Annotated in this window: 15 protein-coding genes; 5 read left to right on the top strand and 10 right to left on the bottom strand. The window is 65.9% G+C overall.

What is annotated here, in order from left to right:
- Positions 1-43 precede the first annotated feature (43 nt).
- The 5 genes from GY40_RS02300 to GY40_RS02280 all read right to left on the bottom strand — a co-directional run bounded on the left by GY40_RS02300 (position 44) and on the right by GY40_RS02280 (position 5,250).
- The gene (locus GY40_RS02300; RefSeq protein ID WP_038358377.1) at positions 44-1,582 is read right to left on the bottom strand and encodes an amidohydrolase family protein; all 1,539 of its coding nucleotides are present in this window, start codon (positions 1,580-1,582) and stop codon (positions 44-46) included.
- Positions 1,583-1,592: 10 nt separating this feature from the next.
- Positions 1,593-2,435 (bottom strand): carbon-nitrogen hydrolase family protein, encoded by an 843-nt coding sequence (locus tag GY40_RS02295; protein ID WP_051987438.1) that lies wholly within the window; start codon positions 2,433-2,435, stop codon positions 1,593-1,595.
- A 3-nt stretch (positions 2,436-2,438) separates the two neighbouring features.
- Complete coding sequence (locus GY40_RS02290) at positions 2,439-3,227, bottom strand: ABC transporter ATP-binding protein (protein WP_038358375.1); 789 nt, start codon at positions 3,225-3,227, stop codon at positions 2,439-2,441.
- Positions 3,224-4,129: an ABC transporter permease gene (locus tag GY40_RS02285; RefSeq protein ID WP_038358373.1), complete on the bottom strand. Its 906-nt coding sequence runs from the start codon at positions 4,127-4,129 to the stop codon at positions 3,224-3,226. Before GY40_RS02285 ends, GY40_RS02290 begins: the two co-directional genes overlap by 4 nt.
- A 65-nt stretch (positions 4,130-4,194) precedes the next feature.
- Positions 4,195-5,250, bottom strand: a complete 1,056-nt coding sequence (locus GY40_RS02280) for an ABC transporter substrate-binding protein (protein ID WP_038358371.1) — start codon at positions 5,248-5,250, stop codon at positions 4,195-4,197.
- Positions 5,251-5,726: 476 nt separating this feature from the next.
- On the opposite strand from GY40_RS02280, the gene GY40_RS27430 reads away from it, so the two are divergent.
- Positions 5,727-5,888, top strand: coding sequence for a hypothetical protein (locus GY40_RS27430; protein WP_156115840.1), 162 nt, complete (start codon positions 5,727-5,729; stop codon positions 5,886-5,888).
- A gap of 99 nt (positions 5,889-5,987) precedes the next feature.
- The gene (locus tag GY40_RS02275; protein ID WP_038358369.1) at positions 5,988-7,526 is read left to right on the top strand and encodes an amidohydrolase family protein; all 1,539 of its coding nucleotides are present in this window, start codon (positions 5,988-5,990) and stop codon (positions 7,524-7,526) included.
- 24 nt (positions 7,527-7,550) lie between these two features.
- Here the strand turns inward: GY40_RS02275 and GY40_RS02270 are convergent, their stop codons facing one another.
- From GY40_RS02270 to GY40_RS02250, 5 genes are all read right to left on the bottom strand, one after another.
- A complete protein-coding gene (locus GY40_RS02270; protein WP_038358368.1) occupies positions 7,551-8,357 on the bottom strand; it encodes an ABC transporter permease in 807 nt (268 codons plus the stop codon).
- Entirely contained in the window at positions 8,354-9,259 is a 906-nt protein-coding gene (locus tag GY40_RS02265; RefSeq protein ID WP_081925072.1) for an ABC transporter permease, read from the bottom strand. Before GY40_RS02265 ends, GY40_RS02270 begins: the two co-directional genes overlap by 4 nt.
- On the bottom strand, positions 9,256-10,323 hold the full coding sequence (locus GY40_RS02260) for an ABC transporter ATP-binding protein (RefSeq protein WP_051987598.1): 1,068 nt from the start codon (positions 10,321-10,323) through the stop codon (positions 9,256-9,258). Before GY40_RS02260 ends, GY40_RS02265 begins: the two co-directional genes overlap by 4 nt.
- Positions 10,324-10,337: 14 nt before the next feature.
- Complete coding sequence (locus GY40_RS02255; RefSeq protein ID WP_038358364.1) at positions 10,338-11,384, bottom strand: ABC transporter substrate-binding protein; 1,047 nt, start codon at positions 11,382-11,384, stop codon at positions 10,338-10,340.
- A gap of 136 nt (positions 11,385-11,520) precedes the next feature.
- Positions 11,521-12,336, bottom strand: coding sequence for a DeoR/GlpR family DNA-binding transcription regulator (locus tag GY40_RS02250; protein ID WP_051987437.1), 816 nt, complete (start codon positions 12,334-12,336; stop codon positions 11,521-11,523).
- Positions 12,337-12,453: 117 nt separating this feature from the next.
- Between GY40_RS02250 and GY40_RS02245 the strand changes: the two genes are divergently transcribed.
- Genes GY40_RS02245 through GY40_RS02235 form a run of 3 tightly spaced genes read left to right on the top strand, consistent with a single transcriptional unit; the run spans position 12,454 to position 15,429 of the window.
- Positions 12,454-13,587, top strand: coding sequence for an SIS domain-containing protein (locus tag GY40_RS02245; RefSeq protein WP_038358360.1), 1,134 nt, complete (start codon positions 12,454-12,456; stop codon positions 13,585-13,587).
- The gene (locus tag GY40_RS02240; protein ID WP_051987436.1) at positions 13,584-14,624 is read left to right on the top strand and encodes a carbohydrate kinase family protein; all 1,041 of its coding nucleotides are present in this window, start codon (positions 13,584-13,586) and stop codon (positions 14,622-14,624) included. Before GY40_RS02245 ends, GY40_RS02240 begins: the two co-directional genes overlap by 4 nt.
- A 13-nt stretch (positions 14,625-14,637) precedes the next feature.
- A complete protein-coding gene (locus GY40_RS02235) occupies positions 14,638-15,429 on the top strand; it encodes a BtpA/SgcQ family protein (protein WP_197062690.1) in 792 nt (263 codons plus the stop codon).
- Positions 15,430-15,459: the final 30 nt, after the last annotated feature.

Below are 15,459 nucleotides of genomic sequence, written 5' to 3'. Positions count from 1 at the left end.
CGCAAAAACTGCGGGGTCGTGCCGCCCGTGGCGGATCCGGCGCCTAGTCGACGGCCGAACAGGCGTAAAAGGGCTTGGACGGCTCTTCGGGCAGGTAGCCCTGGTAGAACCGCTTCACATAAGGGAAGACGGCGCGGCCGAGATCGCGCCGCGCCTCATCCTCGGGGCTGCGCGGCTTGCCCAGCGTGTCGGCGATCTCGGCCAGGACGGCATCCCGGTCGACGTTCGTGAAGCGGCCCGCGGCGTAGACCAATTCACCCCCGATATAGACGGCGTCGACGGCATTCGACTTGGCCCGCTGCACCAGCGCGTCCAGCATCGGGATGTCGGGATCCTGATAAGGGTATGTCGTCGTCTTCCAGTTGATCAGGGCGGCGTCGAAGGCCCGGCCGGGATCGAGCCGGCCGATCGTGGCGCTGAAGGCCGTCGTCATCGCGCCGCCCTCCGTCGCCATCCGGACGATCTGCGCGCAGCTCGGAACGTCTTCGTCGTCCATCCCCGGCACCCGGTGGACGCGCAGGGCCAGCCGCAGCTCCTGCAGCATGTCGCGATCCTCGTTGATGCCGGCTTCGTCCAGGCCCATGCCGATGGTGATGCCCTTCTTCTCCCATTGATTCAGCGGCGCCAGCCCCGAGCGCAGCCTAAAATTGGACGAGCAGTTGTGGCAGATGCAGGTGCCGGTATCGGCAACGATGTCGATGTCCTCGGCATTGAGCCAGACGCCGTGACCGAGCGTCATATGCGGACCGAGCACGCCGAGATCATGGAGATGGCGCAGCGCGGTCTTGCCCGTCCGGCGGCGGGCATATTCCTTCTGATAAACGGTTTCGAGCAGATGCATGTGCATCGGTACGCCGCTCGCCCTGGACTTTTCGTGCAGCGCGAGCAGGCCGTCGTCGCTGCACCAGTGCAGATTGGCCGGGGCGAGCTGGATGCGGGTCAGCGACTGCCCCTCGTTTTCGGCCGTGAGCTGGTCGAAGAGGCGCAGGAAGTCGGGGAAGGGCATGGCCTGCGTCTTCAGATGGGCCGCCAGCCTCTCGTTCCAGGGCGAGGGCAGCCTGGCGCAAAATGCCTCATCCGCCTCGTAGACGAGACGGTTCTGCTCGCGCACGGCATAGCAATAGGAGGCGCGCATGCCGAGCGAGCGATAGGCATTCAACACCTTGGTCGCCGCGCCGTGGATTGCGTCATAGCCGCCCGGCATCCATCCCTGGATGTGCTGGACCGTGGTCACGCCCGAGGCGATCATCTCAAAGGCGGAATAGAGTGTGTCGAGCGTCAGATCGAGGCGGCGGGCGGGAATGCGGCTGGCGAACCATAGCTCCAGCGCATGATCCGGCGAGCCGAGCTGCAACGGGGTCATGCCGACATGGTGGTGGCTGTTGACGAAGCCCGGCATCATGACGTGGTCTGGGTAGCGCCGCAGCTCCGCGAGCGGTGCGAGTTGCTGCATCTCGGCCAACGAGCCGACGGCCGCGATGACGCCGTTGCGTGAGAGCACGGAGCCTTGCTCGACGATGATTGGCGTATCGCGGTCCTTGATGCCGGTCACCACATGACCGGCTTGAACGATGAGTTCCATGGTCGTCTCCTCAGGCAGGTCTTGTGATGGTCGAAGCGGCGCCGATCTCTCCGGCGCCCGGCATGAGTGGTGTGAGGCCAACGGGGACAGAGATGATGACCGGTGAGGGCGCGACGCATTCCGCGGAAGCCATGACTCGGCCGTCGCGCGCGACCGCGAGCGTCTCACCGTCATGCCGGATGCTGCGCCCCACCAGGGTCTCGATGCCGTAGCGGGCGGAAGAGAGCGCGAAGAGGTTCGCGCCCGCCGCATGGGCGCATAGCTCCTGCCGGAAGAAGTCCGGCGGGTCCTGCGGGGCAGGGCCCGCGACCATGACGGCGACGAGCTCGGCCCCGGCGGCGGCAGCTTGCGCCCAATGGCTGGGAAAGCGGCGATCGTAGCAGATCAGCGTCGCCAGCCGGAGCGGCCCGAGATGCGTGACGGCGATCGCGTCCGTGCCGGGCCGGAAATGATCTGCCTCGCCGAAGCCTTCATCGGGCTGCCTCGGCGGCAGGCACTGCTTGGTGGCGACGCGCTCGACCGTGCCGTCGGGGCGTGCAAGCAGGGCCGCATTGACGGGCCGGCCCGCTCCATCGTCCTCGGCAAGGCCAAACAGGATCGCGACCTCATGGAGGCGCGCCAAATCCGCCATGAGCTGCCCTGTCCGCCCGTTCCGGCGCTCGGCAGGAACCGGCCAGCGCAGAGGGTCCTCGGTTGCGACATAGGGCAGGAACGACAGTTCTGGCAGCAGCACCAGCCGGGCGCCCGCGGCTGCCGCTGCTGCGATGCCGACTTGCGCCTCGCGCAGCAGGGTCGAACCGTCTCTTCCGCCGGGCCCGATGGGAACGGCGGCGACCTTGATGGTCTGGCCCACGGCTCAGACCACTTCCTGCTCGGCGAAGGCACGGTCCACCTCGTCGGCGAGCAGATCGGCGAACTGGTCGCGATAGGCGTGATAGCGCGGGTCGCGGCTTTGCCGCGGCCGCGGGAGCTCGATCGGCACGATGGTCTTGACCCGCCCTGGCCGTGCCGTGAAGACCACGACCCGGTCGGCGAGCGAGATCGCCTCGTCGATCGAATGGGTGACGAGCAGGATCGAGGCACCGCTGTCGCGCCAGATCTGCAGCAGGAAATCCTGCATGCGCGCGCGCGTCTGGACGTCGAGCGCGGCGAAGGGCTCGTCCATCATCAGCACCTTCGGGCGCATCGCGAGCGCCCGTGCGCATGCTGCGCGCTGGCGCATGCCGCCCGACAATTCGTCGGGCTTCTTGTCCAGCATGTCGCCGAGCCCGACGCGCCTGAGCGTCTCGACCGCGATCTCCCGGCGGCGCTCCGGCAGGACATGTTGGATCGACAGGCCGAAGGCGACATTGTCGGCGATCGTCAGCCAGGGAAACAGCGAGGCTTCCTGGAAGATCAGGCCCCTCTCAGCCGAGGGCTCGACGATCGCCTCGCCGTCGCAGAGAAGGCGGCCTTCGCTGACCTCTTCGAGGCCGGCGATCATGTAGAGCAGGCTGGATTTGCCGCAGCCGGACGGGCCGAGCAGGACGACGAATTCGCCCGGCGCGACGTCGAAGCTGAGATCGTCGAGCGCCAGCACAGGCGCGCGGCCCTCCGGCGTCCAGCGCTTCGACACGTTTTGAACGGAGACGGCGGCGCGGGTCATCGGGAGCCTCCCTGGCCAGGTGCGACCCACCACAGCATGCGCCTCTGGATCTCGCGCAACGCGAAGTCGGAGAGGAAGCCGAGCAGGCCGATGATGCCCATGGTGAAGAAGACGAGCTTGGCGTTGAAGGTCGAGCGCGCCATGGAGGTGATCTGGCCGAGCCCGGTGCCGACGCCGACTGTCTCCGCGATGAGCACCACCATCCAGGCGCCGAACAGGTTGAGCCGCAGTGTCATGAACAGGCTCGGCAGGATCGCGGGCAGGACGACTTTCCAGAAGGTCTGGCGCCGCGTTGCGCCCATGATGCGCGCGACATGGATGTAGTTCTTCGGCACGCTCTCGATCTGCGCGCCCGTCGACAGGACGATGGCGAAGAACAGCGTAATGAAGACGAGGAAGATCGCCGGCTTGTCGCCGATGCCGAAGACAAAGATTGCGACCGGAAGCCAGGCGACGGGCGAGATCGGGGCGAGCAGCAGGATCGTCGGCAGCAGCAGTTTGCGCAAGGTCGCGAGGTAATGGATCACGGCGCCCAGCGCGACGCCGGCGACGAAGCCGAGCAGCAATCCGACGAGAACCCGCGTCGTCGTCCAGGCCATGGTGATCAGCAGAGGCAGGATGCCGCCGCCCGTCGAGACGCTGCCGATCCGGTTGGAGCGGTCGAAATATTGCAGCGTTCCAGGGATATCCTGCAGGAACAGATGCGGTGGCGGCAGCAGCAGCGGGTTGATCAGCCCCGCAGCCCAGAACCCCTCCCAGATGCCGGCGAACAGGCCGAGCGACAGAGCGGCCCAGCCCAGTTTCGCCAGGCTGCGCCGCAGCCAGGGTGAAAATCTCGCGGGGAATAGTCGGTTCCGGCCGGCGGAACCCGTGAGGCCGTCTGCCTCCAGGCGCATCGTCATGGCGTCCTTCCTGATCGTGGGAACGGGCCGGCCGGATGGTCCAATCCGGCCGGCGCGGCAGAACCTCAGGCGGATTTGAGCTTCAGCCCGTCATAGAGCGCCTTGTTCTCGGCGATCACGGCTTCGAGCAGGCTCCAGTCGAAGGCCGCCTGATCCGGCGATTTCTTGACGTAGCCGAGTTCCTTCATCGACTGGCCGCGCTCGATGATGAACTTCGTCTGGCTGCGCTGATCGACCACGATTGGCTGCTTGCTGGAGGCATCGAGAGCAGCCTCCATGCTGGTCTTGTAGTATTTGCCGACAGTGTCCTTGAGGGCGGCGGTCTTGTCGGTTTCGGCTTGGGACTGCGCGACGAAGAGAGCCTTGATCACGGCCTTGACGGCGGCCGGATTCTTCTCGATCAGCGGTGTGCGCACGGCGAGCACGCAGTCCGAGTAGCCCTTGCCGTAGACGTCCGTGCCGTCGGAAAGCACGCTCGCGCCCTTGCGGCCGATGACGCATTGCGAGGCATAGGGCTCGATATGGCAAATCGCGTCGATCGCGCCGGCGAGGAAGGCCTGGGCGAGTTCTGGCGACGTGTCGAGATATTTGATCTCGACATCCTTGAAGCTGAGGCCGGCCTTTTTCAGGAAGTCGTAAGGCAGCACTTCCAGCGTGTCGGCCTGGAACGTGCCGAAGGTCTTGCCTTTCAGGTCGGCTGCGGTCTTCAGCCCCTCCTTGCCGACGATGATGCAGCCCTCGACGCCGCCGCCGGCGACGATCTTCACCGGCGCGCCTGCATCATAAAGCGTCATGAAGTTGGAATAGGGGATCATCGAGATATCGACGAGGCCGGCGCCGAACATCGTCGTGATTTCGGTGTTGGACGGCGTGACGACGAATTCCAGGTCGACGCCGTCCGCCTGGGTCAGGTTGCGTTCCTTGGCGAGGAACATGCCCATATTGCAGAAGCCCGACCCATGGGTGGCCTTGAGGGTGACATTTGCGGCAGCGGCTGCCGTCGGCGTGAGCAGGCCCGCCAAATGGGCGGGCAAGGCGAGCGTGGCTACAGCCGAGACACCTGAACGCAGAAACGTCCTGCGCGAGAAATTCCGATAGAACAACCCGTCACGATCGCACATGTCTTTCCTCCAGCCTTCACCAAGGAAGACCGCAGGGAAACCGCACCCGAAGAGCTCACCGCAGAGCGCCCAGCGTTGCTACAGGCCATAACCCATGGCCGGAGCACCGTTGCACGGTATCCCGACGATGGGCACGCCAACCCGGAAAGAGCAAACCGCTCTGCGCTGATTTAAATGAAGCAATATCCGTGCCGGAGACGGTGCGCTGCGGCCTGCAGGCGATGGCGGGCAGAATGTCTGTTTTTCGCTGCGCAGCGGGGCCGCCCTGGACTTGGACAGCCACATTTCGGTCCTGCAAAGTTATATAGCGATTTCAATCGTATGCGTGTTCGATGCTGTGTCCGGCCCGGCCCGCCACCCTTTCCTAGGCATTTGATTTCCCTTTGTTTTTAGCGACCGCGCCCGCACCTCAGGATGAGGTGCGGGGATGGGCGTTCGATTTCGTTGCCCGGAGTAACTGTCTCCGGAGCTAGAGCATGTCGGCCAGCTTGTCGTCATCCGGGGGCGAAGAGGGCAACAGCCACGTCACCGACGTGATCCCGGATCTTCAGATAATCGGCCCAAACAAAGAGCAGTTCCGCGACCGCTCAACGGCGCGCATGGGCTGTTCGGCACGGGCAATGGCGATATCCTGCTGATCGAAAGCAAATCCAGCCAGCTGCTGCGACCGCTGCGGTTGTCATGAGAATACGCCGCTGCGACATGCGGCGATGCGGTGCGGGAGAGCGGGATCGATCATGACGGACCACATCCTCTGGGGTGCGACGCTGCTCGAAGGCTTCGACACTTCCGGTGGGCCGATCCTGCATGAAAACGCCGGCATCCTCATCCGTGACGGGTTGGTTGCCGCGCTGGGACCGCTGGATAGCCTGCGCGCGCAATCGCCGGAGGCGGTGGTGGAAGGCGGGGCCGGCTTCGCCGTTACGCCGGGTTTCGTCAATGCGCATCATCATGTCGGCCTAACGCCGCTCCAGCTCGGCTCGCCGGATCACCCGCTGGAATTGTGGTTCGCATCGCGGCTGGCATTGCGCGACGTCGCTCTCGAACTGGATACGCTCTATTCGGCCTTCGAGATGATCGAGAGCGGCGTCACGACGGTGCAGCATTTGCACAGCCGCGCACCCGGCTCGCCCGAGGCGGTGCTGGCCGCGGCGGACAAGGTGATCGGCGCCTATCGCATGATCGGGATGCGAGCCTCCTATTCGATGGCGCTGCGCGACCAAAACAGGCTGGTCTACGAGGCCGATCGCGATTTCGTCGCGCGCGTCCCGGAAGCGCTGCGCCCCGCCCTGGTCGCGTATTTCGAGCGTTTCACCCTCGCCCTGCCGGAACAGGTCACGATCTTCGACGAGCTGTTGCGTCGTCACGGGGGCGGCGATCGCATTCGCGTGCAGATCGCGCCGGCCAATCTGCACTGGCTTTCGGACGCGGCACTCGAGACGGCCGCCCACCTCGCCGAGCGCACTGGCCTGCCCGTGCATATGCATGTGCTGGAAACGCCCTATCAGAAAGCCTATGCGGTGAAGCGCAGCGGTGGCTCGGCGCTCGCCTATCTCGACCGCTTCGGCCTGCTCGGGCCGCAGTTCACGATCGGCCATGGCGTCTGGATGAGCGAAGCCGATATCGCCCTCGCAGCCGAGCGCGGTGTCTGCGTCTGTCATAATTGCTCGTCCAATTTCCGGCTGAAGAGCGGAGTGGCGCCGGTCAATCGCTTTCTTGCCGAGGCGATCCCGGTTGCGCTGGGCATCGACGAGGCGGGAATCAACGACGATCGCGACATGCTCCAGGAGATGCGGCTTGCGCTGCGCGTCCATCGCGAGCCGGGTATCGACTCGGCCCATCCCTCACCGGCACAGGTGCTGCGCATGGCGACGGAACACGGCGCGCGCACCACGCCCTTCGCCGGACAGATCGGGCGGCTTTCTCCCGGTATGGCGGCCGATTGCGTGGTGTTCGACTGGCGGGCAGTGACCTGGCCCTATCAGGACGATGCGCTCGGCTTCGTCGACGTGCTGGTGCAGCGGGCCAAGGCGCGATCGGTGCACAGCGTCATGGTCGGCGGGGAATGGATCTATCGCGACGGTCGCTTCGTGAAGGTCGACCGCGAGGCGGTGCTGGCGGAGATCGCGGAGCGTCTCTCACGCCCGAGGACTCAGGCGGAAATCGAGCGCATGGGGCTTGCGCGCGATGTCATGCCGCATGTCCGGAGCTTCTATGAAGGCTATCTCGACGGCATGGGCGACGATCCACATTATCGGACAAGCGGGCGCCGATAGCGTCGAGATGCGTCGCGGCGCGGATCAATCGTTGACGCGGTCGAGGCCGATCGTCGCCGAGATCGCCAGCAATGCCAGGATGGCGAGCAGGATCTGCACGCTCGATACCGCGGCGACCAGCGGTGAATTGGTGTTCTGGACGATCGTCAGCAATTCTACCGGCAGCGGCCGGTCGCGATAGCCATGGGTGAAAATCGTCACCGAGAGATTGTCGAAACCCTCGATGAAGGTGAAGACCGCTCCGGCCAGGATCGCAGGCATCAGCAGCGGCAGGGTGATGGTGCGGAAGCTCTGCCAGCGCGTCGCTCCGAGATTGGAGGCGGCCTGTTCCAGCAAAGGATCGAGCTTCTGCAGGCGCGCCATGACGGTGCGCACCATCACGGCCATGACGTAGACCGCGAGCGAGATCGATTGCAGCCAGATCGATGGGCCGATGCCGAAGAGCGCTCCGGCGAAGAGCACCGCGACACCCAGCACGATCCCCGGCACCATATGCGGCAGCAGCACGAAGACCGAGAGCCCAGCCGCACCGCGGAAATCGCCACGTGCGCAGGCGAGTGCCGTCGGCACGCCGAGCGCGATGCAGAGCACCGTGACGTAAACCCCGACCTTGATGCTAGTCCACATCGCGCCCATCAGCACCGGCTGATTGAACAGCCGAGCATACCAGTCGAATGTGAAACCGGCCGGCGGGAAGCTGATATAGCCGCGCGTGTCGAAGGACATGATCACCACGATCACGGCGGGCAGCAGCAGCAGCGCCAGTGAGAACAGCGCGACGCCGATGAGCGCTCCTATGCCGAGACGGTCGAGCCAGTCGGAACCCCTCATCGCTGCGATGCCCTCGTCCAGCGCGTGCCGAGATTGGTCAGCCAGGTGATGACGGCGAGTACGCTCAGGCAGCTGAGCATCAGCAGAAGCGCCGTGACCGCTCCCTTGCTCCATTCGAGCGAGTAGACGATCTGCTCGTAGATCATCGTCGCGGCGTTGAGGTAATTGCCACCGCCTAGGAGTTGCGGCACGACGAATGTCGTGTAGCTGAGCGTGAAGACCAGTGCCGCGCCCGTGCCGAGACCACCGATGCTGAGCGGCAGGATGACGTGCCGCAGCGTGCCGAGCCGGCTCGCGCCGAGATTGGCGGAGGCTTCGTCCAGCCTGCGGTCATGCCGGCTCATCACGGCGATCAACGGCAGGATCATGATCGGCAGATGGACCTGCACCATGCCGATGATCACCGCCCATTGCGTGTTGATGATCCTGAGCGGAGCCGAGATCACGCCGAGGTCGATCAAGAGGCTGTTGACCACGCCCCGCCCGCCCAGGATCACGATCCAGGAATAGGTCCGCACGATGCCGCTCGTCAGGATCGGTGCGATGGTTAGGACCAGGATGATCCGCCGCATCCAGGCATTGCCGATCAGGAAGAGATAGGCGACCGGAAAGCCGAGCAGGACGCAGAGCGCGGTGGTCGACAGCGCCAGCGTCAGCGAGCGCTGGAAGGTGATCTGGTAGAGCGGGTCCGACAGCGCCGTCGCCAGATGGCGCAATGAGAATGTCTGGGAGACGATGACGCCGCGCGAGACCGTGATGTCTGAGAAGCCGAGCGACAGCAGGATGCAGAACGGAATGACGGCCACGACCGTGAGCACGACGACCGCCGGAACGGCCGGCCAGATACCGCGCCCCGACAGCACCTCGTCGAGCAGGCGGCGAGGGAGCGCGGTCGCCGTCATGGCCGTGGATAGGCCATGCAGGCGGTGGGGTCCCGCAGGTTGATCGAGACAGCCTCGCCGGTGCTGAGCGAGGCGGCTTCCACGTCGCGCAGCGCCGCGATCCTCAACGGCCTGGTGCCGCCGGCCTCGACCTCGTATTCCATCAGCGCACCGACATGGCGGCGCGAGATGATCCGGCCGTTCCAGGCCGAGCCGCCCGCGCTGGACAGAGCGAGATTGTGCGGCCGGATGAGGAGGCTGACATCACCGTCGAGCTTCGTCGCGACGATCTGCCCGCTCGGCAGCGTGATCTGGCCGGAAGCAGCTCTCGCTTCCCAGAAGTTCGAGGCGCCGACGAAGTCGGCGACATAGGCGGTCTGCGGACGGTCGAAGATGTCTTCAGGCGTGCCGAGCTGCTCGATCCGGCCCGCGCGCATGACGGCGATCCGGTCGCTCATGGCCAACGCTTCTTCCTGATCATGCGTGACGAAGATCGCGGTGATGCCGAGACGCTTGATGAGCTGGCGCAACTCGACCTGCATGCTGCCGCGCAGCTTGGCGTCGAGTGCGTTGAACGGTTCGTCCAGCAGCAGCACGCGGGGCTCGAGCACCAAGACGCGCGCGATCGCGACGCGCTGCTGCTGCCCCCCGGAAAGCTGGCTCGGATATCGCTCCTCGAAGCCAGACAGCGAAACCGTCGCCAACGCCTTCGCGACGCGCTCCCTTATTTCTTCGACCGGCGCGCCGCGCATCTTCAGCCCATAGGCGACGTTGTTCGCCACGGTCAGATGCGGGAACAGCGCATAGCTCTGGAAGACCACGCCGACAGGGCGCCGGTTCACAGGCACGGGCACGGTGTCGCGGCCGTCGATCCGGATTTCGCCGGCATCGGGTTTGAGAAAGCCGGCGATGCAGCGCAGCAGGGTCGTCTTCCCGCAGCCGGACGAGCCCAACAGCGTCAGGATCTCGCCTTCCTGCGCTGTCAGGGAACAATCGTCGAGCACGATAAGATCCGCGAAGCGCTTGCGCACCCGGCGGATCTCGACGACGCAAGCCTGGCTGCCGGAAGCGGCCGTGGCAGGCATGATCAGGGCACGGCTCAAGCCGCGAACAGCCGGTCGAAGGCTTCGACGATCTTGCCGCGGTTCGGCGCGACCTTCGGCCAATCCACGGAGGTCATGGAGGCGATCTCCTCCGGCGTCGAAGGCAGATAGGCCGCGGCACCCGCGGGCGGCATGACGCCCTTGATTACGGTGCCGAAATAATAGGGCGGCTTCGATGCGAACTCCTGGCTGTCCTTCTCTAGTAGGATGTCCGCGAATTCATGTACGAGGTCGCTATGGGCGGTCCGCGCGAACTTGACGATCATCGTCGGCAACATGAGCGGGCCCGGGCTGGTGACCTTGGCATAGCCGAGCGGCAGGCCGCTGGAGACCGCGATCCCGGTATTGTCGTGCCAGAGCGGGCACAGGCCGATCTCGCCGCGCTCCAGCATCTGCTGCAAGAGGTTGGGATTGCGGCCGACCAGCGGCTTCAGTTCCTTCCATTTGGCGAGGCCGAAATCGGTATCGGCGTCCGGCTTGCCGAATGCGGTGGCGCCGATCGAGATGCAGGCGAGGCCGAGATTGGATTGCGGACGGCACAGCCCGATCTTGCCGGCATAGTCCGGCTTCCAGAGATCGGCCCAGGTCTTCGGCGGGTTCGCCACCATTTGCTTGTTGTAGGCGATGCCGATGCCGGCGAAGCTCACCGGCACGCCCCAATCATAGGCATAGGGCGGGAAGCGTTCGTCGAGCTTGCCTGCGTTCGGCACCTTCGAGATGTCGACCTTCTCCAGCACGCCTTCGTCGACGGCGTTGATGATCGCGGGCGAACCCATGACGGCGAAATCGTAAGGGGAGGCGCCGCGAGCGGCCTTGATCTGGGCGATGGCCTCGGCCGAAAGGCCGCCGATGATCCGAAGGCTGACACCGGGATGGCGCTTGCCGAGGATGTCGCCGGCGCGCTTCAGCGGCTCGTCCTGTGCGCTGCCATAGCCGATCATGACGAGTTCACGAGCCTGCGCCCGCAGCACGGAGGGACTGGCGATGACCGCGCCGGCAGTCGCGGTGGCTGCGAGGAAATCGCGTCTGGACACTGTCTTCATGCAAGCCTCCTGAGCGCGGCTCGTGGCGTTCCGGCCGACGACGACGGTGGATGGCGACCGCGTACTTTCACTTTGTACTTCAATGAAAGATATCGCAAGTTTAAAACTTAGCCGGACAGCGCTGAAAATCGCGCCGTCATGCCACCGCAATGCGCAGGCCTGCCGCTTCGAGTCTCTGCAGGTCCGCCGCCGGGGCGCCATTGTCCGTGATCAGCACCTCGACGGCATCGAGTGAGGCGATACGGGCGCTGCCGACATGGCCGATCTTGGCATGGTCGGCGACCATGACGACACGCCTGGCGGCGTCGATCATCGCCTTCTTCACCTCGGCCTCGTCCCAATTGCCATTGGTGAAGCCGCGCTCTGCATCGATGCCGGCGCAGCATAGAAAGGCCGTGTCGGCATTGATTTCGCGCAGAAGTGTCGTCCCGAAGGGGGAAATCAGGCTGTAGCTTTCGAGGTTGCGTCCGCCTGTCTTCACCCGCCCGCCTGTGACGATGACGGTGACGCCGGGATGGGCGCGCAGCGCGATCGCGATGTCCAGGCCGTTGGTGACGACCACCACGTCGGTCAACGTTTCGGGGAGGTTGTGCGCCAGCGCCAGCGTGGTGGTGCCGGAATCCAGGATGATGGTCTCGCCGTCGCGGACCATGCTGGCGGCAAGTGTGCCGATGCGCTGCTTTTCCTCGGAAAAGCTCTGGCTCGGCAGGTCGAGAGGCCGCTCGAAGCGGGCCGGTCGCAGCGCCATGGCGCCGCCGCGGATGCGCCGGATCAGGCGCCGCTTTTCGAGGGCGTCGAGGTCGGCGCGAATGGTCACCGCCGAAACGCCGAGCGCCTCCGCCAGTGCCGAGACCTCGATGGTGCCGCGCGTGGCCAGCATTTCGATGATGCGCTCGTGGCGCGGAAGGGAGTTGCCCCGCGGCAACTCTGCGGGCGAGGGGTGCTGACTCATATGCCTTTCGTTTCCGCTTGCGTTAGATGATATAATGAAGAATATCGAAAGTCGAATTTTCGAGAGAGGAGGCGGCTCCGCGTGCCGCTTCCGGCACTTCCAACGGGACGGACGACCATGGCCGATCTGATGCAGCAGTACAAAGCGATCAAGCGCGAATCGTCCTCGGACGCGCCGGGCGATCCGGAACGCTTCCGTCGTGTCGAACTAACCCGCAGCGAGATGATGGCGCAGGGGGATGCCATGCGCCGCACGCTCGAAACCACGCGCGAGACGGTGCAGCATATCGCAGCCGAACTCGCCGACCGCAGGCTCTCCCGCGTCGTCATCGTGGGCTGCGGCGATTCCTGGATTTCGGGCATCGGCGTGCGGCTGGCGTTCGAGCGCCTGCTCGGCGTCGTTTGCGAGCCCTATGAAGCCTTCGATCTCGAGCAATACGGCCTCGACATGATCGATGACGGAACGCTCGTGATCGGCCTGTCGTCGAGCGGCAATACGGCGCCGGTGAGCGCCAGCCTCAGGGCGACCCTTGCCAAGGGCGGCTATGCGGTGGCGCTGACGAACACGGCGGCCTCCGCGATGACGAAGGAGTTTCCCGCCGCCCTGTTGATCCAGGCGACGCGCGGGGGCTGGCCGACGCAGTCGAGCACGGCGGCGATGGCGCTCATGCTGTCGCTGGCGCTCGAAATCGCCAAGGCGCGCGGGCTCGGCGAGGGCAAGGCGGTCGGCCTGGCGGCGGACCTCGCTGCGCTGCCGGAGGTGATGGACCGAGTTTCGACCGGCTTCTACGACCGCGCGACGGCGCTGGGCAAAACGCTGGCGCGCGCCGACATGGTGCTGCTCGCGGGAGCAGGGCCGCATCTGGCGCCGGCAGCCTTCGGCGCGGCCAAGCTCAAGGAATTGGCGCCGATCCATGCGGTCGCCTTTCCGCTCGAGGAATATCATCACTACCGCACCCAGAAGGCTGGCGACCCGCTGTTCCTGATCGCACCCGATCAGGCCAGCCGCCAGCGCGCCCTGGAAACTGCGATCGTCGGGAAGGCGGTGGGTGGCTACACGATCGTGCTCGTGCCGGAAGGCGAGGCGGGCTTCGACGGCATCGCGGACCATGTCTGGAAGCTGCCGCGGGTGCGTGACGAGCTCGCACCGCTCGTCTACAGCGTGCCGCTGCATCTCTTCGGCTATCACGTGACCAAGGCGCGCGATGCGCTCGGTCTCGGGGCACCGCTGCTCGGTGGCCGGGCGGCGTGACACCGACGCTCGTCACCGCAGGCGGGCTGACCGTCGACCATGTGATCTCGGCGGACGGCACCGTCGCGCTCGACAAGGTCGGCGGCAACGGTGCCTATTCCGCCGTCGGCGCCCGTTGCTGGGTCGATGCGGTCGGGCTCGTCAGCGTCGCCGTCTCGACCTATCCCCGTGCGACGCTGACGAGGCTGCGCCAGAACGGCATCGCGCTCGATGGCGTCGTGATGACTGAGGCCGCCCTGCGCAGCGGCAACTGGTTCATTTATGACGAGCGGGGGGACCGGAGCGAGAGGCTGACCAGCCGGCCGGAAGAGCTTGCGGAAGCCGGTTTCCCGACGGATCGGCTGAGCCCCGGACAGGTGGCCGCCTGGCAGGATCATCTGCGCAGGCGTGGAGACGCCGGCGAGATTTCCTATTCCCAGTTCCGCGACATTCACCCGATGGTCGCGGCGCAGGTTCCGGAAAGCTATCTCTGGGCAAGGGGTGCGCATTGCGCGCCGGCGCGGCCGGTGGTGCTGAACGAGCTCCTGCCCCTGTTTAGCGGTCGCGGCATGGTCGTGACGCTCGATGCCGGTTGGCAACTGGCGGAGCTGACGTTCGACGAGCTTTCGCCCTTCCTCGCCGAGGTCGATGCTTTCCTGCCAAGCGAGATCGAACTCGCGGCCATCCTCCCGCAGACCGGCGTCGAGACGGCGCTGGCCCTGCTCGCTGCGCGATGCCGCGGCACCGTCGCCGTGAAGCTCGGCCCGCGCGGCTGTCTCGTCTGGGACAAGGCGCGCGGTGCCGCGGTGCCCGTTCCGGTCGTGCCGACCGATGCGATCGATCCTACGGGCGCGGGCGATTCCTTCTGTGGCGGCTTCCTTGCCGGGCTGGTTGCGACAGGCGATCCCGTGCTCGCCGCTGCGCATGGAGCCGTTTCCGCCTCGCTCATCGTCAGTCGTCACGGCGCCGACGGCGCGCTGCCGGTCGATCACGCCGTCTGTCGGGCGAAGCTCGATACGCTTGTCGGCCGCCTCGGCCGCTCCCCATTTTCAGCCTGAACGGACGCCGATCGTGACCAGCCTGCGCCTCTTCTCCGCCCGTCCCCTCGTCATCGCCGCCCTGCACCTGCCGGATTTTGGCAGGCTGCGCGACAAGAGCATGGCCTGGCTGGAGGACTATGTCGTGACCAATGCCAGGGTCTTCGCGCAGGCCGGTATCCCTTACGTCAAACTGCAGGACCAGACGCGGGAGGCAGGTGCGATGCAGCCGAGCTCGCTGGCGATGACGGCCGCGCTCGGCCGCCTCCTCAAGGCCGAGTTGCCGGGCCTCGGCCTCGGCATCATCGTCGAGGCGCATGATCCGGTCGCTTCCCTCTCGATCGCGCATGCGGCGGGCGCCGATTTCGTGCGCCTCAAGGTCTTCGTCGGGCAGGCCATGACCGCGCAGGGGCTGCGCTCAGGCATGGGCGCGCAGGCCCTGGCCTTCCGGACGGCGCTCGGGCGTGACGACATCGCGATCCTCGCCGATGTCCACGACCGGACCGCGGTGCCGATGTCGTCGGAGACCGCGGAATTCGCGGCCGAATGGGCACAGAAGACCGGGGCCGACGGGCTGATTCTCACCGGCGCGGATTGGGCGGATTCGCTCGCTCGCATCCGCAAGGCGCGCGAGACGGGAATCAAGCGGCCGATCCTGCTGGGGGGCAGCGTCACCGAGGGCAATGTCCGCGAGGCGCTCTCCATTTGCGACGGCGTCGTCGTCAGTACGGCGCTGATGCGCAAGGATGCTGCGCCGACCGACATTCTGCGTTGGGACGTCGATCGGGCGAGGCGGTTCATGGACGCGGCACGCGCTGGCGCCTAGCGCTTGCCAAGACGCCGCGACGGCGGCAAG

The sequence above is a fragment of the Allobosea sp. UNC402CLCol genome (assembly GCF_000745475.1).
GTDB classification, from domain to species: Bacteria; Pseudomonadota; Alphaproteobacteria; order Rhizobiales; family Beijerinckiaceae; genus Allobosea; species Allobosea spartocytisi.
The sequence above is the reverse complement of the archived record's forward strand: the minus strand, read 5'-3'. Positions and strand labels throughout refer to the sequence as shown.

What these genes read in the sequence shown, in the direction of transcription:
- GY40_RS02300 (WP_038358377.1), bottom strand. Translation starts at nt 1,582, where the DNA reads ATGGAACTCATCGTTCAAGCCGGTCATGTGGTGACCGGCATCAAGGAC.
- GY40_RS02290 (WP_038358375.1), bottom strand. Translation starts at nt 3,227, where the DNA reads ATGACCCGCGCCGCCGTCTCCGTTCAAAACGTGTCGAAGCGCTGGACG.
- GY40_RS02285 (WP_038358373.1), bottom strand. Translation starts at nt 4,129, where the DNA reads ATGACGATGCGCCTGGAGGCAGACGGCCTCACGGGTTCCGCCGGCCGG.
- GY40_RS02280 (WP_038358371.1), bottom strand. Translation starts at nt 5,250, where the DNA reads ATGTGCGATCGTGACGGGTTGTTCTATCGGAATTTCTCGCGCAGGACG.
- GY40_RS27430 (WP_156115840.1), top strand. Translation starts at nt 5,727, where the DNA reads ATGTCGGCCAGCTTGTCGTCATCCGGGGGCGAAGAGGGCAACAGCCAC.
- GY40_RS02275 (WP_038358369.1), top strand. Translation starts at nt 5,988, where the DNA reads ATGACGGACCACATCCTCTGGGGTGCGACGCTGCTCGAAGGCTTCGAC.
- GY40_RS02270 (WP_038358368.1), bottom strand. Translation starts at nt 8,357, where the DNA reads ATGAGGGGTTCCGACTGGCTCGACCGTCTCGGCATAGGAGCGCTCATC.
- GY40_RS02265 (WP_081925072.1), bottom strand. Translation starts at nt 9,259, where the DNA reads ATGACGGCGACCGCGCTCCCTCGCCGCCTGCTCGACGAGGTGCTGTCG.
- GY40_RS02260 (WP_051987598.1), bottom strand. Translation starts at nt 10,323, where the DNA reads ATGCCTGCCACGGCCGCTTCCGGCAGCCAGGCTTGCGTCGTCGAGATC.
- GY40_RS02255 (WP_038358364.1), bottom strand. Translation starts at nt 11,384, where the DNA reads ATGAAGACAGTGTCCAGACGCGATTTCCTCGCAGCCACCGCGACTGCC.
- GY40_RS02250 (WP_051987437.1), bottom strand. Translation starts at nt 12,336, where the DNA reads ATGAGTCAGCACCCCTCGCCCGCAGAGTTGCCGCGGGGCAACTCCCTT.
- GY40_RS02245 (WP_038358360.1), top strand. Translation starts at nt 12,454, where the DNA reads ATGGCCGATCTGATGCAGCAGTACAAAGCGATCAAGCGCGAATCGTCC.